Raw genomic sequence first — 17806 nt, forward strand, 5'->3', positions numbered from 1 at the left:
ATTTTATAGTAGTTATTTTTATTAATTATTATATTAGATTTCCCAAGCTCAAACATTTTTATTCGTGAAGTCTTCTGATTATTTTATATACAACCACATTTTCCATTACAAGTGGAGACTTGTGAGCAAAAAATATTATACCATCTGTTGGAGATATAATTTTCTCCTTAACTGTTCCTTCATATGGATGAATTATTTCCCCTAGTACATCTCCTCTTTCTACTCCATCCCCCGGATTCTTTAATGGTCTATATATTCCACCTGTAGTTGTTTTAACTGAAAGCAAATCGTCCTCTTTTAGTACACTTGCTATGTATCCACTATGACTATTGTATTTTATTACTCCCATTCTTGTTAAAAATCTTAAAACTGCAACTACTGCATGCTTTGCTGAAACTTCATCTATTTGATCTGTTGCATTAGTATATAGTGAGAAGGCACTAGCCTCCCACATTTGCCAATTATAATTAAGTGTCATTGTATCATATGGCTTTGGCTTACGAATTAATACATATTGCAAACCAAATAAATTCGCAAGGCTTGGACTTTGATATCCTGTTTCCATCATTCTTATGTGAGGTATAAAATCTCCCGGCATATAAAAACTAGTAAATTGAATTCCAAATGGATAATCTTTTACTTGTTCAAAAACACCACTCGCAATTCTCTGGGTTGTTTCTCCATTTTTCTCACCTGGAAACATTCTATTTATATCAGTATTATCCATTGTCCAAAATCTTTTCCCTATATTCATAGAGTGAGGATTTACACAAGGGATAACAAGTATTTCACGATCTCTTGAGATTGCACCTTTTTGTTCTAACTTAGTTAATGTTTTAATAAGTTGAGAACAAGTATATAATTGCTGTATTTCATTACCCCTAATTGCTCCAACTATACATGCAGTCTTTTCACCTTTTCCAAATTTATATCCTGTAACCCTCATATCATCCCTATGAGGTGATTTCAACGTGTATAATATTTCTTTTCTCATTTTGCACCTCCTAATACCCTTGCAATAAGAGAACCTTCATACACTACAGGGTATTCTCTTAATGTAAATACAACACCATCACATGGTGAAATCACCTGTTCCTCAACCACTCCAGTTAATGAACTAAAAATTTCCCCAACTCGTTCACCTTTTTTTATCTCGCTTAAATGTTTCACGCTAGGCATAAATATTCCTGACGCCTTAGCATTTATAAAGTTCACTTCTTTTTCAGTAGATATAATAGGTTGCCTTACCGAAGCTACTGTGCCTGTCCATATATTTAATTCTTTCATTAAATTAAATATCCCCTCAACTAGTTGATCACCATATTCTTTTGTTATCCTCATTCCAACTCCCATTTCAACTAGTAAAGCAGGTATATTCTTATTATTTAAACTATAAGTAAGTGTAGACTCTAAAACTGTCGTTTCAGGATGTACCCATATAAAATCCATATTTAGTAATTTAGCATAAGGCACTAATTTATCTTTTATGTTCTCACTTATTCTAACCTGAGGCACCTCTCTTAAAAATATATTACTTGCATGCAGATCTATACACATATCTGCCCCATCTATATCTTCAATAATCTTTGCTGCAACATGTTCTGCCATAGCTCCACTTTCCGATCCCGGAAAAATTCTATTCATATCTAAATCAAAAGTCGGCATTCCTCTATGAATGGAATCTATTCCAAGCGGATTAAGTGATGGATATATATCAACGATTCCGTTGAGATATTCAATATTTTCCTGTATTTCTTTAATTAACTTATAGCATACATATTGACCTTCAAGCTCATCTCCATGAAGCCCAGTGACAATGCATATTCTCTTTTCTTTTCCACTAATATTGGCTGGTGCAAGTCTATTTTTCTTAATTATTAACCTCTCATCAACTGCTAATTCTAAAGATACTATTGTTTCTACCATATTACCCTCCATACACTTAACAACTTATTGTCTTTACTAAAATGCCAAAACGTATAGTTTTTTCATTCATCTTGCTATTGTAAAAACTGTCTAGTTTATTATTATATTTGTAAAAAAATTTTCTTTGTATATATATTTACACAACATCTAAATTAATAATATACTATTCTAAAATTATTGTATAAAAAAATAAGCAAAGAATCTCACTTTGTGGGCTTCTTTGCTTTAATCTAATATTACTACTTGATAAATTTATTGTCAATTCTTTTACACATGAAATTAAATTACTTATATAAATAATTTTCCCATACAGCTACATACATTCCTTAATTGATTCATCTAAAACATCCATTCCATATTTAACTTGCTCGTCGGTCATCACTAATGGAGGTAAGAAACGAATTACATTTCCAAGTATTCCGGCATTCAAGAATATAACACCTTTTTGGTAACATTTTTGAATTACAGTTTTCACTAAGTCAGCTGCTGGCTCCTTTGTAGTTCTATCTTTTACTAATTCTAAACCTACCATGGAACCCAATCCTCTTACTTGACCTATAACATTATATTTTTCTTTCATTTCATTTAATCTTTCAACAATATATGCTCCAAGCTTTTCAGATTTTTCACATAAGTTTTCTTTTTCTATCTTTTCTATAACTTTAAGTGCGGCTACACACGCAAGAGGGCTTCCACTATATGTTCCACCGATACCGCCGACACACGCAGAATCCATTATTTCTTTTTTAGCAACTACGGCACTCAATGGAACACCTGCTGCTATAGATTTTGATAATGTAACAACGTCTGGTTCTATTCCATAATGCTCATGGGCAAACATTTTACCAGTTCTTGCGAATCCTGCTTGGATTTCATCTACTATAAACACTATATTATTTTCATTACAAATCTTTTGTAATTCTTGCATATATTTTGCAGATGGTACAACAAATCCACCTTCACCTTGTAGTGGTTCAACGATTAAACATGCTATCATATCTGGAGAAAGTGTTGTTCTAAGCATAGTTCTTAATCTTTCAATACATTCATCTGCATACTCTTCTTCTGAAACTCCTAGTGGTGCTCTGTATGCATATGGAAAATCAAATTTATACGTTTCTGGTGCAAATGGTCCAAAACCATTTTTATAAGGCTTGTATTTACTTGTTATTGACATAGTCATATTTGTACGTCCATGGAAAGACCCTGTTGCTGAAAGAACTCCTGTCTTCTTTGTATAAGTTCTAGCTATTTTTATAGCATTTTCTACTGCCTCTGCTCCACTGTTAGCGAACATAACTTTCTTTTCAAAGTCACCAACTGCTATTTCAGTTAGCTTCTTAGCCAAAGCCCCATATGATTCATATGTCACTACATTATATCCAGGATGAATATATTTTTGGGTTTGTTCATTTATAGCATTAACTATTTCCTCATCACAATGTCCAACATTTTGAACACCAATTCCAGCTGCGAAATCTAAAAATACATTTCCGTCAACGTCCTTAATTAAAGCTCCCTTTGCTTCTGCTATGGCGATGTCTGTTGATACAGATACTCCATTTGCTACATATTTTTTTCTTTCTTCAATAATTTCCTTTGATTTAGGTCCTGGTATTGAAGTTACTAACTTTACATTTGATTCTTCTATCATAATTCCTGCCTCCTAATTAAGATATCTAATAATAATTTTATTAATAATTACACTTTGGATTATTTAACTCATAAAAACAGAGCCATATCAAGTTAATACATGATAGACTCCATTGTCTTAATCTATTGTTGTGTGTGCTTCTGACTTATTTATATGATAATACTTTCCACTTTTCTTTTCTATGTCCAAGCACTATAATATTTTTGTCTATTTTGACCAAAACCTTAACAGTTTTTAATTTCAAATCACTTTTTATAAGACCTCAAATCTCATTAAACAGGCATATTCCGTAAAATTACAAATTAAATTCATTCTAGAATTAATTATTTTAACATAACATATTCATACAAACAAAAATAGAGTATCCCTTTAACTCTCTATTTTAAAGGCTTACTCCATTTTTGTTCACAATGACCAACTTTTTGTTCATAGTACATTACCAATATATAATGCCATCTTTATTTTAAGGCAATCTTCAAAGTTATGAAGATCACACTTTAATGATTCTTCTATCTTTTTTATGCGATATGTCAGCGTATTTCTATGCAAATACAATTTTTCTGCTGCTACAGATAAATTACAATTTTCACTTAAGTACGTATCTAAGATTCTTATAGAACTAATTTCTTTATCTTTTTTAGGCTTCTCTATAATTGGGCCTAATATTTGTTTATAGTAATTGCTCAGTACATCTTTGTTTTGAATACTAAATATTAAACCATATACTCCAATATCATTATATTTTCTAATTTCATTATTACTTTCCTCATATTTTAGGCTTTCGATGACCATTTTAGCCTCGCTAAATGATTGCCTCATCATACTTAAATCTTCATAGCTATTTCCAATACCTATATTTACCGATATTCCATCTATACGTTTTATGATTATTTCTTGCACTTCTCTTAGTGCTTTCTCTAATCTATTCGCAGAGTTTTCTTCAGATCTGTTGAGAAATATAATCTCATTATCATTATCAATAATGGGAACTTTTAATGAATACTTTTCTAAAATATCTTGAACTATTTTTCTAAGTTTTAATTTTGTTCGCGATATGCTTATTTCATCATATACATTTTTTGATTGTTGAATTTTCTTAATTCCATCAATCTTTATAATACATATATAGCACTTTCCTTGTAAATTATAGCCAAAGTAATTAGCTTTAGCTTTAATATCTACTGCGAAATCCATCTGACTAAATAATATATTATTTAGAAAATCATTCATAAATTTTTCTTCAATACGTGCTAATATAACAGCATTGCTTATCTCTTTTGAAACTTCAACCAATTTTACTTCCCACGGCAATGTAAATAGAGGCATACCTAATCTATCTGCAATCTCAATAGCTTGGCTAGGTACTTCTTTTATATATTTTCCGATATTTATAATAAGACCTACTCCATTTTTTTCACTTATTCCTTCAATGAGTTTTGTTAAAACGCTAATATCTTTCCTTATTCCTACTCCAGTAATAATGACTATTTCTCCACCTTGCAGCCATTTTATACCTTCTAAGGGATCTTCAAGGCACTCTGATACGTATATCCATTCTATACATTTTTCTATACCCGAATCTCCTGCTATTAGTTCCATATTTTTAAGAGTGCTTAATTTTAAAATATCTTTTACTAAAATTGACATATCATTCCCTCCTATCCCTTATATAATAAAAAAGCCTATCACATAAAATGTGATAGACTACGTTGTCTATTTCTTATTTAGTCCTACTTTATGACTGTATTAATATACAAAGCCATTTTTACTTTAATGCAATCATTAAAATTATGAAGATCACAATCTAGAAGTTCTTCTATTTTCTTAATTTTGTATTTAAGAGTATTTCTATGTAAAAATAACTTTTCTGCTGTTGCAGTAATATTACAATTCTCATTTAAATACGTATCTAATATCTCAACTAAATTACTATCTTTACTTTTATTATCATTATTAATTATTGGTCCTAAAACATCAAAAAAATAATTTTCTAGGGTGCTTCTATTTTTTATACTAAAAATAAGTCCATAAATTCCTATATCTTTATATCTAGTGATTGTATCATCTAGGCCTTGGCACTTAGCACTATCTATAGCTAATTCAGCTTCATTAAATGATTGCTTCATCATTTTCAAATCCTTATAAGAATTACCTACACCGATACTTACAGAAAGACCGTCCATACGTTTTTTTATAACTTCTTGTATTTCTTTTAACGCCTTGTCAACTCTAGTCATACAATTTTCTTCTGATCTTGTAAAGAAAATAACTGCATCATCTTTGTCAATGATAGGTACTTTAAGTGCATGTTTTTCTAATATATCCTGTACAATTTTTCTAAAAGTAATCTTAATTTTAGATATACTTATTTCATCATCTAAATGCTTAAACTTCAGGTACCTTTCAAACCCATCTATATCTATGACACAAATACAGCATTCACCTGATAGGTTATATCCAAAATATGCTGCTTTTTGAATAGCATCGCCTTCTAATTCTCCATCTCCAAAGAGAATATTGCTTAAGAAGTGGGTTAGAGAATTTTCTTCAATACGTGACAAAACAATAGCATTACTAATTTCTCTTGAAACCTCAACCAATTTAACTTCCCATGGTAATGTGAATAGTGGAATTTCAAGTTCATCTGCAAGTTTAATTGCTTCGTCAGATATACTTTTTATATATGGTCCTATATTCACTATTAAGCCGGCTCCATTTTTTTCATTGATTCCTCTAATAAGATCTAATAATAAACTTGTATTGTCCTTAATTCCAACACCAGTTATAAAAATAATTTCTCCACCTTGAAGCCATTTAATTCCTTCTAGTGGATTCTCGAAACACTCTGCTACATATATCCATTCTATACACTTTTCTAAACCGTTCTCTCCTCCAACCAGATTGATTTTTTTTAAGGAATCTAATTTAAGTATATCTTTTACTGAAATTGACATAACATCCACCTTTACACTTAGTTTATTTAAGAATTTGCGTTTGCTTACTATATTTTTATCATATATCTTGTTATAAAAAAAGAATTATTTTTAACTCTGTAAAAATAATAAATAAACAACATGTAACTTAATCTTATATGATAACTTGCCGAAATTATAAATATTCTTGTCCAATAAGCTACTACTCGATGAGTTCCCCTCGTTGCTACATAAATATTTATAATTTCTAGTGAAGATATCAACATAAATTTTTAGCAAATTTGTAAATATGTTTGTTTAATAGGCCATGTAGTGAATTGGTTATTTTTTGTGATAACAAATCCAAAATAGATGTATGTTCATTTCTTATCAAGAAGTACTAGCAAAAGTTTTCATCAAATCAGTAAATTTCTAATTATATATTTTCAATAATATCTGCGAAAGATAATAATTTATCAAATACCATTTAACTTATTACACTAAAATTCAACTTAACTAGCTGAATTTAAGCATTTTCTTTTCTACTAGTTTCACTAATTGAGCAAGTGGTAAACTTAATATTAAATAAAATCCTGCTAGAATTGTGTATGATTCAATAGTTAAAAATGATTGTGACGCATAACTTTGAGTACGTAATAACAATTCACTAACTGATACGTATGCAAGTAGTGATGTATCTTTTAACATCATTACTAAATAGTTTCCGAACACAGGTATTACATTACGTAATGCTTGAGGTATTACTATTCTAAATAAAGCTTGTTTATTTGTAAGTCCAAGTGCTAAAGCTGCTTCTGTTTGTCCACCTTCTATTGATAATATTGATGAACGGATTACTTCCGAAATATAACAGCCATAATTAACTCCAAGACCTATTGTTCCTGCAACTAATGAACTTATTTTAAACTGATATCCTGGATTCCAAATTTGTATTATCATTGACAATATAAGTGGTACTACATAATACATATACACCAATTGAACTAGTAGAGGTGTCCCTCTAATAAATTCTAAAAATACTACTAAAATCCCTCTTAGAGCTTTTATTTTACTAATACGTCCAATTGCAATAAACAATCCTAAAACTATTGCTAATAAAAAACCAAAAACTGTCGCCTGTATTACAACCCAAAGACCAGCTTCTAGTGAAGGTACTAAAAACTTAAATGCAGTACTGAAATCTAAGTTAGATAATATGTCCATATACTTCTTCCTCCTTTTCTAAAAAGAATCCGTAAGGATTCTTTTTAGTAGATTATATTATTTATCTGAAATATGACCATCTTCTACTGAAACAACATAGTCTTCATTCATTCCATACTTTTGAAGAAGCTTAAGAATTGTTCCATCTTTTTTCATCTCATCAAGTTTCTCATTAACTGCATCTGCTAAAGCCTTATCATTCTTTCTAACAGCAGCTGCTACCATTCCAGATGCTTCAGCTTTATATGGAGATAGGATTTTTAAGCTAAGACTGCTGTCTTGAGATAATGTATACCCTGCAACCATACCGTCAGTTATACATGCGTCTACTTTACCTGTATTTACTGCTAACATTAATTCAGATTGACTTCCAAATACTTTAACATCTTTAACTAATCCTGCTTGTTGCCATTTTTGTGCAGTTTCTAAGAACGCTGTTCCTTTTTGTCCACCTATTACTGCATCCTTTAAGTCATCTTTGCTAGCAATCTTAGAGTTCTTAGGTATAACAACAGCCTCGCCTTCTTTGTACCATATGTTTGTAAATAATGCTAATTTTTTACGTTCATCTTTAACATACATTCCGTCTGTTACCATATCTACGCTATTGTTGTTTAATTCAACTAATAAGTTTTCAAATGGTATTTGTTTCATTTCAACTTTATTAATTCCAAGTCTTTTTGCAACTTCTGTTATTATTTCTGCATCAATTCCAGTAAATTCATTTGTTTTAGCGTCTATAAAAGCAAATGGAGCATCATTTGATGAAGCAACTGTTAATACCCCTTTTTCCTTAGCTGCTGCTAATGTATCCTTTGCTTTATCACCACTTGGCGCTGCTGAAGTACTACTAGATCCCCCAGAACCGCATCCCATCATAAATCCAACACAACTTATTACGACAATCATTAAAGCTAATAGTTTTTTACATATTTTTTTCATATTACATTCCCCTTTTCATAATTATTTATTCTTTCTTTTGAAGCCTAAGCTTATTACCATTAATATTTAATTTAGAACTCTAGATAAGAATTCTTTTGTTCTTTCATTCTTAGGATTTGAAAAAATCTCTTTTGGTGCTCCTTCTTCAACAATGTATCCCTTGTCCATAAATATAACTCTATCTGATACATCTCTAGCAAACCCCATTTCATGAGTTACAACTATCATTGTCATGCCATCCTTTGCTAATTGCTTCATAACATCCAATACATCTCCAACTAATTCTGGATCTAAAGCTGATGTTGGTTCATCAAACAAAAGCATTTTAGGTTCCATTGCTAGTGCTCTTGCTATAGCAACCCTTTGTTGCTGACCCCCTGATAAGGTCTTAGGATATACGTCTGCTTTTTCATGCAGGCCAACCTTTTTAAGAAGTTCATATGCTATTTCTTCTGCCTCTTTCCTATTTTTCTTTTTTGTAAGAATAGGTGCTAACATGACATTTTCTATTACTGTATGTAGTGGAAATAAATTAAACTTTTGAAATACCATACCCACTTCTTCTCTAAGTGATCTAATATCTGTACTCTTATCTGTGACAACTCTCCCGTTATAATACATTTCTCCACCAGTTGGGGTTTCAAATAAATTTAAACACCTTAGAAAAGTACTTTTTCCAGAACCAGATGGTCCTATAATACAAACTACTTCGCCTTCTTTTATATCTACGCTGATATCTTTTAATACTTCTAGCTCTCCATATTTCTTTGACAATCCAGAAACTTTATACATACTCTCAACTCCTAATTCCTATTAAATTGAAATATAAAAAAGCGCACTGTTTTAATTTCAGTGCGCCTTTGCATTTACTATAATCTTATTATTTTGTTTTATGTTAGAATTATCTTATCATGAAATTTTGGTACTTTCTATGATCACAAGTAACATTTTTTTTGTGCAGTCTGCATAATATTTAATCTTAAGTTTTATTCCTCTTCATTGATTTCATAAAATTAAAATCTGTTTGACTAAATCAAATATCTATGCCACTTGAAGAACTTCTTTACTTGTATGTATATTATCACATTTTAATCTATAAGTCTATTATCTTTAATAACAATATTTAAGTGCACTGTGCACAAGTTATTTATTATGAAAATATTCCTCACTATTATTATGTTCTATGAAAGCAACTACACTTCGCAACTATAACCTCTTTTCAAAATTTCCCACTACAGACATACCTTCATTAACAATAAATAACAAACGTCTCATAAACACTTATGAGACGCGTTAACTAAACTTCATATTTTCCTATATAGATTAATAGTTCTTTACTATCTCACCATATAATTCTGGTCTTCTATCTTTAAACATTGTATAATAATCAGATTTCATCTTTTTCGGTAGTTCTAAATCTATTTCAGCTGAAATTATACCTTCTTTCTCTTCATTTAATTCTCTTATGGGCCTTCCAACAGGATCTATAATTTTACTATGTCCAAAGAATCCCAATTCTTTATCATGTCCAACTCTATTTGCTGCCACTAAATACATACAGTTATCAAAAGCTCTTGATCTTGTTACTAAATCCCAATCATCAGAATAAGGCTTTTCCCAATTAGTGCTGACAATAAGAAGTTCGGCTCCTTTTAAACAATAAGTTCTTGCAACCTCTGGAAATGCTGTATCCCAACAAATCATTACACCAACTTTTCCAAATGATGTATTAAAAATCGGAAACTCACACCCAGCCCTAAAGTACGTTTTCTCAGTATCAAAAAGGTGTACTTTTCTATATACTCCTGCTATATTTCCTTTATTATCGATACAAACAGATGAATTATAAAGAATATCTGTTAAAACAGCATCCCTTTCTGGGAATCCATATGCTATGTTAGTATTGAATTTCCTAGCCAGCTCACTTATTACTTTTATGCTCTGGCTATCCTCTACTGTTTCCGCTAAATTTTGAAACTCGCTGCCACATTCATATCCAGAGGTTATTAACTCAGGAAATACTATTAAATCTGTTTCATTATCTTTTTCCATAACTTCAGTAATAAAACTTACCATCTTCTCTAAATTATATTTAACATCACCTAATTTAGGTTCCATTTGAACGCACGATACTTTTATTTTCATTATATATCCCTCTATTCTAATACGTAATTTGGACTTTCTTCAACGATTCCTTCATTAGTATCTTTAATATTTTCTTCACTAATTTCCTTTACTCTTTTTCCAAATATATTACTAATCACAAAACCTATAACTATCCATCCTAACACTATATATGGGAACAAGTTGCTTGGAAATGCTGGAATAGGATATATATTTGAATAAAGTACATATAACAACGCTGCAATTGATACTATTGGTACTATTAAATGTACTTTACTCCAAATTTTATTTTTAGTAAAGTAAACCATAGCTCCTACACTTGTAAATATATATGAAACAAGTATAGCTAAAGATCCTATAGTTGCCAAATATCCAAACACTTCAATCCCATCATTTTTATATAGTGAAATTTGAACTATATCTGAAATAATTATTATTAATATTAACGCGAAATATGGAGTATCATGCTTTGAATGAAGTTTCATCATAGCCTTAGGCATTATTCCATCTCGTCCAAGGGCAAATAACATTCTTGATCCAGCACAATAAGATCCAAGCGCACAAGAGAAATTTGAAAATGCAGCTACTAAAATTAATATTGTTCCATAACCTGTTGTCATATATTTAGTAGATAAATCAGCTAGAGGTAAAGTAGTTGAAGATAGTTGTTCAAGACCTTGCGAATCAACTCCAAACCCAATAACTTGTGCATAGCTACACACTAAATAAAATATCCCTGATAAAAATACCGCACTTATTATTGCTATTGGTATAAACTTTTTAGGGTTCTTTGTTTCTTCTCCTAAGCTTGAAGCACTTTCGAAACCTATGAAAGAAAGAAATGCAAATACTGAAGTTGATGCGAGTGCCGATATCCCAACACCATTTGTCTTAAATGGAACTACGCTTAATCCTGTTGTAGTACCTACCTTGAATAATATAACAACTGATAAAACTAATATAAGAAATATTGACAAACCTTCTATTACGAGAATAATTCTATTGCATATTTTTGCGTCAATTATACCTAAAATGATCATGGCAATTGAAGCTACTACCGAAATCGGTAACCAGTTAACGCTTATTCCAAATACAGCTAAAAATCCAGAGAAGAAATTACCAAAACCAGCTGCGGTACCTCCTGCCAATGTAATGTATGCAAGCAATAGTGCCCATCCTGCTGTAAATCCCATTTTATCTCCTAGTGACTTTTTTGTAAATGCATAAAGCGAACCTGATGCTGATATATAATGATTAAATTTTATAATTGAATATGATACCAATCCTACCACTATAGTTGAAATTAGAAATACAAGTGGTACAGAAAATGCACTTGTTTGAGCCATTAAAGATACGTTTAATGCCATGGCTGCTGTTGGTGCTATAATAGCAACTGATAATGCCACTGTTTCAATAATACTTAAATTGTCTTTTTTTAAACTTGATTTACTCATTGTGATTCCTCCCAAATAAAATATTTTTCTAGACTAAACAAAACAAAAAGGCGCACTGATTTTCATTTCAGTGCACCATTGCATCAAATATTATTCTATTAATATGTGGATTAATTTTATTAAAATCTACCTAACTACATTATTCATCTTCATATTGTACTATAGTAAACTCCACTGTTTCCGGACAATCTGGACATTGAAATGTCAACTCATTAAATCCCATTTGCTCAGCTGTCACCCGTTTTCTAGCTGCATATATAAATGGATAAAAAGCACTTATTGCTGTTAAACATACATTTGCTGATTTTTCTTTATTAAGTACAGCTCCATCTAAATATATTTCATCTCCTGCTTCATATAAATGACATTTTGAGCTTTTTACAACTATTTTTACCTTGTATTCTCTAAATTCACTCATGCTCAACCACCCCTTATATAAATTGGGCTATCTTATGTTTATAAAGATTTGTAATAAATATCTTTAATTTCTTCTAAAGTAAACTCCTTCGGATGATTTGCTATGCTTGGTTTTGATACCTTCATACAATTTTCCGCCATCCAATTAATGTCATTTTCCTTAACACCAAGTTCACCTAAAGTTACTTTTAAATCTATTTTTTCTAGGAAACTTCTTATAGCATCTGCACAATCCTTTGCATCAGTACCTCCTAATAATTTTGAGATATCACTATACTTTTCTATATCGCTTTGCCAAGATTCTTCAACAATTATTGGTGTAAGTGCTGCAAGACCTTTTCCGTGAACAATATCATGAAGTCCACTTGCTGGATGCTCAAGACCATGTGGTGCTGTCACTCCTGCTACCCCTATTACCATTCCCCCTAAGGTACTTGCTAAAGATACATTTTCCCATGCCTCTAAATTTGTTGGATCATTGTACACTTTAATTAAATTCTCCGATAATAATTTTATTCCATAAAAAGATTGCATACTCGTTAATGGTTGTCCTATTTTAGATACGTAAGCTTCCATATTATGAGCTAATGCATCAAACCCAACAGATGCAAGTATACTTTTAGGCATTGTAGTCATAAGCTCTGGATCAATAATTGACGCCTTTGCAATAATCACATTGGTCCTAAGAGATTTCTTATCTTTAGTTTCAGGATTAGTAAGAACTGAGAAACAGTTTCCCTCACTTCCTGTTCCACATGTTGTTGGAACTAAAACTATAGGTAGTGCCTCACCTCCTTGTTTTATTCCAAAGATATATTCTGATATATCTCCAGGATTTTTGGCTGAAAATGCTATACTCTTAGCTGCATCCATAATACTTCCACCGCCAAGTCCTAGAACCACATCACATCCTGTTTCTTTTATAATATCAACACCTTCATATACCGTTGTTGTAAGTGGATTTTGTTCGACTTTATCAAAAACTTCGTACTCGACTTTTGCTTCGGTTAATAAGTTTATGGTCTTATCAAGTAATCCGCTTTTTTTTGTACTGCCTCTTCCAGTTACAATGAGTGCTTTCTTTCCATACTTAGCCACTTCAGATCCTATTTCATTGCTTCTTCCTCTTCCGAACAACAGATTTATTGGTAAATTATAATTAAATATCATTATTAATTCCTCCTTATTAGTTAAATATCAATTAAAAATTATATGATTTTTTACTCATCATTTCTTTACTCCCAAAATTAATAATGAGAATAAAAAAATGCCTTTATTGATAATAAAGACATCTTTGTCAAAACTATAGTATCATATCAAAAAAATATATTCTATGATTGAATCAAACAATAATTTAGTGCACTATGAACAATTCAGAGAAGACTTGTTCAACAACCTTTAAAGTTCTTATAATATCATCTTCGTTATGTTCTGTTGAGAGATAAATTCTACCTCTTCTTGATGTAAATCTAACTCCATATTCTTTAGCTTTGTTTACAAATTTCTCATATAGTTCTATATCTGCATTTTCAATGTAATCTCTAAAGTCCTTAGGTGAAGAATTCATTCCAAATATCAGCATACATATCGATCTTATACTATCAGAAAATAATTTAACATTATATTTTTCACCTAATTCTCTTAAACCTTCAGTGAATTTTCTTCCCAATATATCGAACCTATCATAAATTTCATTATTCTCCAAGGTTTCTATTGTAGCCAGAGCTGCAGCTACTGATATTGGATTAGCATTAAATGTACCTGATGCATGTACACCAGACTCCATGATTTCTTTTGTCCCTGCAACCACTGATAATGGATAACCTGAAGCTACTGCTTTTGCAAATACTGCAATGTCTGGAGTGATCCTATAATATTCTTGTGCACCACCAAGAGCTACTCTAAAGCCAGTTATCACCTCATCGAAAATTAACACAACATTATATTTTTTTGATAATTCTCTAATTCCCTGTAAATATCCTTTCTTAGGTAAAATAGGACCTGAATCACACATAATCGGTTCTGTAATTATTGCTGCAATTTCAGAAGAATTACTTTTAAGTACCTCCTCCAATATTTCTAGGTCATTCCATGGTAGAATTATTATGTCATCAACTGCTTCTCCTCTTTGACCTTTAGAATGTAGAATTTTTTTTGGATTTTCCCTTGGTCCAAGTTCATTTATGTAATCTGCATCTATTGTTACTTTTTCCTCATCAGACCACCCGTGATATTGTCCCTCAAATTTAATAATTTTATTCTTTCCTGTATATGCTCTTGCAATTCTAAAGGCATGCATATTAGCTTCTGTTCCTGAGCTTTGAAACGATACTTTCTCTGCACATGGTATAATTTCTGTAAGTTTTTTTGACAGCCTGCACAAATCAAGAGTAGTTGCTGCAAAATGTGAACCTTTTTCTAGCTGTTCACTAACCGCCTTATTTATAACATTAGGACTATACCCCAAAAGTGCAGGTCCAAAAGCACCAATATAGTCAATATATTCATTTCCATCTACATCATATACCTTTGATCCTTTTCCTCGTTCCAAGCAAATAGGATATTCTTCATACTTAGATTTTTGAAATGAACTAGCAACACCATCTACTAAGTATTTCTTAGTTTCTTCAAATAAATCCTTTGATTTTTTTGTTTCTAACTTCTTCATAAATATCCCCCTTTTTTATATAAATAGTATCATACTAATAAAGTAAATAATATGAGCGCTTTTCACAATAATTTGGTGCATAGTGTATATTAGGAAATTATAATTCCTGCTAAATGCACAAATAATTATATTTGTTTAATTAAGCATTTATTGTAACTATTGTTACATACATCTAGTTTGATAACTTTTATACTATAATCAAGATATATATGAATGAGGTGTTAATTATGAATATAGATAATTTAATGAGAGAACATAAAGGTATTTTTGAAGAAATTGAATATATAACTGATTTAATATATAAGAATAATATTGAGTCAAATCTTTTAGATATAACTAGTCATATAAATAAGCTTGCTGGTAAATTGAAAATTCATTTAGGCTCAGAAGATAAATTTCTATACCCTAGGTTACTTAGTAGTAGTGATGATAAACTTAAAAATCTAGCTAACTCATATATCAATGAGATGGGTGATATTTCAGAAATATTTACAGATTATAAAAACGGTTTTAATACTAAAAGTAAAATTTTATCTGAAGGAATTGATAAATTTGTCCTTGAAACAAAGAAAATTTTAAAATCAATAGAATCAAGGATTACTAAAGAAGAAAACGGGTTATATATAATGATTAAATAACTCATAACCAACAGAAAGAGAGTGTACTCTGTTACTCGGTTTCTGGAGAATACAGCTGTGTATTTCTAACAGTAAAAGTTGTCGCCATTCCCGCTTGCTCCTGAGGCAAAGCTCAGGACAAGCAAGAATGGAACAACTTTTACTGAAGAAATACCTACAGCTATATTGGTACTGTATATAGTGTAAATACTACCCAAGAAATAAGGTTAGTATTTGCACTTATTTTATTTATAATTAAGGGAGTAATTGGTCTGACGACAGCTATTTTGGATTAATAACATCCGTTTGAGAAACTGTCAGCCATCCTTTATTATAAAAATTCGATTAAGCAGGTTGAAACCTTAGAGGCTTTCGTGTAACTAACCAAAATGAATTCTAATAAGTGTAGATGGGTACAATTACGAAAAAAATATATCTGGAGGTCACTTATGATAAGTGTAGGAATTGATGTATCAAAAGAAAAAAGTACAGTATGTATATTGAAACCATGCGGCGAGATTGTTAAATCTCCATATGAGGTTACTCATACAGAAAATCATCTATTGGAATTAACATCATTGATAAAATGTTTTAATGAAGAAGTAAGAGTCGTAATGGAAGCGACAGGAACTTATCATTTGCCAGTACTTAGTTTTCTTAAAGAGCATGGTATTTTTGTAACTATTATTAATCCACTAGTAATGAAAAAATATGCAAGTATAGTTCTTAGAAAAGGAAAAACAGATAAGTTAGATGCTATAAAGATTGCTAGCTATGGAATAGATAACTGGTTTCATTTAGTTAACTATGAATCAAGTGAAGATGTTTATAATGAACTACGTCTTCTTGGAAGACAATACAGTCACTACATAAAACTCAGGGTAGAAAGTAAATTATCATTAACTTCAATGCTTGACCATACAATGCCAGGAATTAAAAAAATGCTACAAAATCGATCTGATAAACCCGAAAAAGATAAATTAAATGATTTCGTTGAAGAATACTGGCACTATGATAACATTGCAGTAAAAAGTAAGGAACAGTTTATTAATAGTTATAAAAATTGGGCAAAAAAGAAGGGATACCAACAAAGCGAAGCGAAAGCCATAAAGATATATGACTTGGCTCAACAAGGAATCCCTACTCTATCTTCCAATGCCCCATCGACCAAAATGTTAGTATTGGAAGCTGTTAGAGTTCTTCGTGAAGTAGATAAAACTCTTGCATTGATTTTATCACAAATGCAAGAATTAGCAAAGTCTCTAAAGGAGTATGCTGTTGTTCGTGAAATGGGTGGAGTAGGTGACATTATTGCACCAAGACTAATAGCAGAAATAGGCGATATCAGAAGATTTCATAGCGGAAAAGCTTTAATAGCATATGCAGGCATTGATGCGCCACCATATCAATCAGGGCAATTTAACGGAACGCGAAGGAGAATATCTAAGAGAGGTTCTGCTACATTAAGAAAAACTGGATTTGAAATAATGAAATATTTAAAAATTAATAAACCTGAGAGTAATTCAGTATATTTATTTATACTAAAAAAAGAGGCGGAAGGAAAAGCTTCAAAAGTAGCAAAAATTGCTGGATTAAATAAATTTTTAAGAATATATTATGCTAGAATAAAAGAAGTATATAAATAGAATCTAATTTAATAATCGGAAGCTTGGACCAGAAAAATAGCTGGTCTAATTAGTATGCAATAAAATATAAAAAATAATTAAAAAACCTGCTATAAAAAGTATTGACTTTCATTAGCAGGTTTCTCAATGAAACACTGCGTAAAAGAGTACACTCTCTTTCTATTATGATAAAATTTGATTCCTATTCATGTTTCGTTTATCTATAACCACCCAATTAAACCT

15 protein-coding genes are annotated in these 17806 nt (G+C 30.9%); 2 read left to right on the forward strand and 13 right to left on the reverse strand.

The genetic code is table 11. The features are described 5' to 3' along the window. Positions 1-58: 58 nt before the first annotated feature. The 13 genes from D2A34_RS02385 to D2A34_RS02445 all read right to left on the reverse strand — a co-directional run bounded on the left by D2A34_RS02385 (position 59) and on the right by D2A34_RS02445 (position 15321). A complete protein-coding gene (locus D2A34_RS02385) occupies positions 59-994 on the reverse strand; it encodes a M14 family metallopeptidase (protein WP_079440315.1) in 936 nt (311 codons plus the stop codon). Further along, positions 991-1926, reverse strand: a complete 936-nt coding sequence (locus D2A34_RS02390) for a M14 family metallopeptidase (protein WP_119365620.1) — start codon at positions 1924-1926, stop codon at positions 991-993. Before D2A34_RS02390 ends, D2A34_RS02385 begins: the two co-directional genes overlap by 4 nt. A gap of 313 nt (positions 1927-2239) precedes the next feature. Then, a complete protein-coding gene (gene gabT, locus D2A34_RS02395; RefSeq protein ID WP_079440317.1) occupies positions 2240-3580 on the reverse strand; it encodes a 4-aminobutyrate--2-oxoglutarate transaminase in 1341 nt (446 codons plus the stop codon). 426 nt (positions 3581-4006) lie between these two features. Then, on the reverse strand, positions 4007-5227 hold the full coding sequence (locus D2A34_RS02400) for a PucR family transcriptional regulator (protein ID WP_119365621.1): 1221 nt from the start codon (positions 5225-5227) through the stop codon (positions 4007-4009). A gap of 83 nt (positions 5228-5310) precedes the next feature. After that, positions 5311-6534: a PucR family transcriptional regulator gene (locus tag D2A34_RS02405; RefSeq protein WP_079440319.1), complete on the reverse strand. Its 1224-nt coding sequence runs from the start codon at positions 6532-6534 to the stop codon at positions 5311-5313. A 474-nt stretch (positions 6535-7008) separates the two neighbouring features. After that, a complete protein-coding gene (locus D2A34_RS02410; RefSeq protein WP_079440320.1) occupies positions 7009-7716 on the reverse strand; it encodes an amino acid ABC transporter permease in 708 nt (235 codons plus the stop codon). A 57-nt stretch (positions 7717-7773) separates the two neighbouring features. After that, on the reverse strand, positions 7774-8658 hold the full coding sequence (locus tag D2A34_RS02415; RefSeq protein ID WP_079440321.1) for a substrate-binding periplasmic protein: 885 nt from the start codon (positions 8656-8658) through the stop codon (positions 7774-7776). Positions 8659-8724: 66 nt separating this feature from the next. Further along, entirely contained in the window at positions 8725-9450 is a 726-nt protein-coding gene (locus D2A34_RS02420; protein WP_079440322.1) for an amino acid ABC transporter ATP-binding protein, read from the reverse strand. A gap of 531 nt (positions 9451-9981) precedes the next feature. Then, on the reverse strand, positions 9982-10803 hold the full coding sequence (locus D2A34_RS02425; protein WP_119365622.1) for a carbon-nitrogen hydrolase family protein: 822 nt from the start codon (positions 10801-10803) through the stop codon (positions 9982-9984). Between the two features lie 11 nt (positions 10804-10814). Then, positions 10815-12236 (reverse strand): APC family permease, encoded by a 1422-nt coding sequence (locus D2A34_RS02430; RefSeq protein ID WP_119365623.1) that lies wholly within the window; start codon positions 12234-12236, stop codon positions 10815-10817. 139 nt (positions 12237-12375) lie between these two features. Next, a complete protein-coding gene (locus D2A34_RS02435) occupies positions 12376-12654 on the reverse strand; it encodes a TIGR04076 family protein (RefSeq protein ID WP_079440325.1) in 279 nt (92 codons plus the stop codon). 38 nt (positions 12655-12692) lie between these two features. After that, positions 12693-13823: an iron-containing alcohol dehydrogenase gene (locus D2A34_RS02440; protein ID WP_079440326.1), complete on the reverse strand. Its 1131-nt coding sequence runs from the start codon at positions 13821-13823 to the stop codon at positions 12693-12695. 184 nt (positions 13824-14007) lie between these two features. Continuing rightward, on the reverse strand, positions 14008-15321 hold the full coding sequence (locus D2A34_RS02445) for an aspartate aminotransferase family protein (RefSeq protein WP_119365624.1): 1314 nt from the start codon (positions 15319-15321) through the stop codon (positions 14008-14010). A 227-nt stretch (positions 15322-15548) separates the two neighbouring features. On the opposite strand from D2A34_RS02445, the gene D2A34_RS02450 reads away from it, so the two are divergent. Beyond that, the gene (locus D2A34_RS02450; RefSeq protein ID WP_119365625.1) at positions 15549-15959 is read left to right on the forward strand and encodes a hemerythrin domain-containing protein; all 411 of its coding nucleotides are present in this window, start codon (positions 15549-15551) and stop codon (positions 15957-15959) included. A gap of 428 nt (positions 15960-16387) precedes the next feature. Then, positions 16388-17584, forward strand: coding sequence for an IS110 family RNA-guided transposase (locus D2A34_RS02455; protein ID WP_119365626.1), 1197 nt, complete (start codon positions 16388-16390; stop codon positions 17582-17584). Positions 17585-17806 lie beyond the last annotated feature (222 nt).

This window comes from Clostridium chromiireducens, assembly GCF_003575225.1.
Classification (GTDB): Bacteria; Bacillota; Clostridia; order Clostridiales; family Clostridiaceae; genus Clostridium; species Clostridium chromiireducens.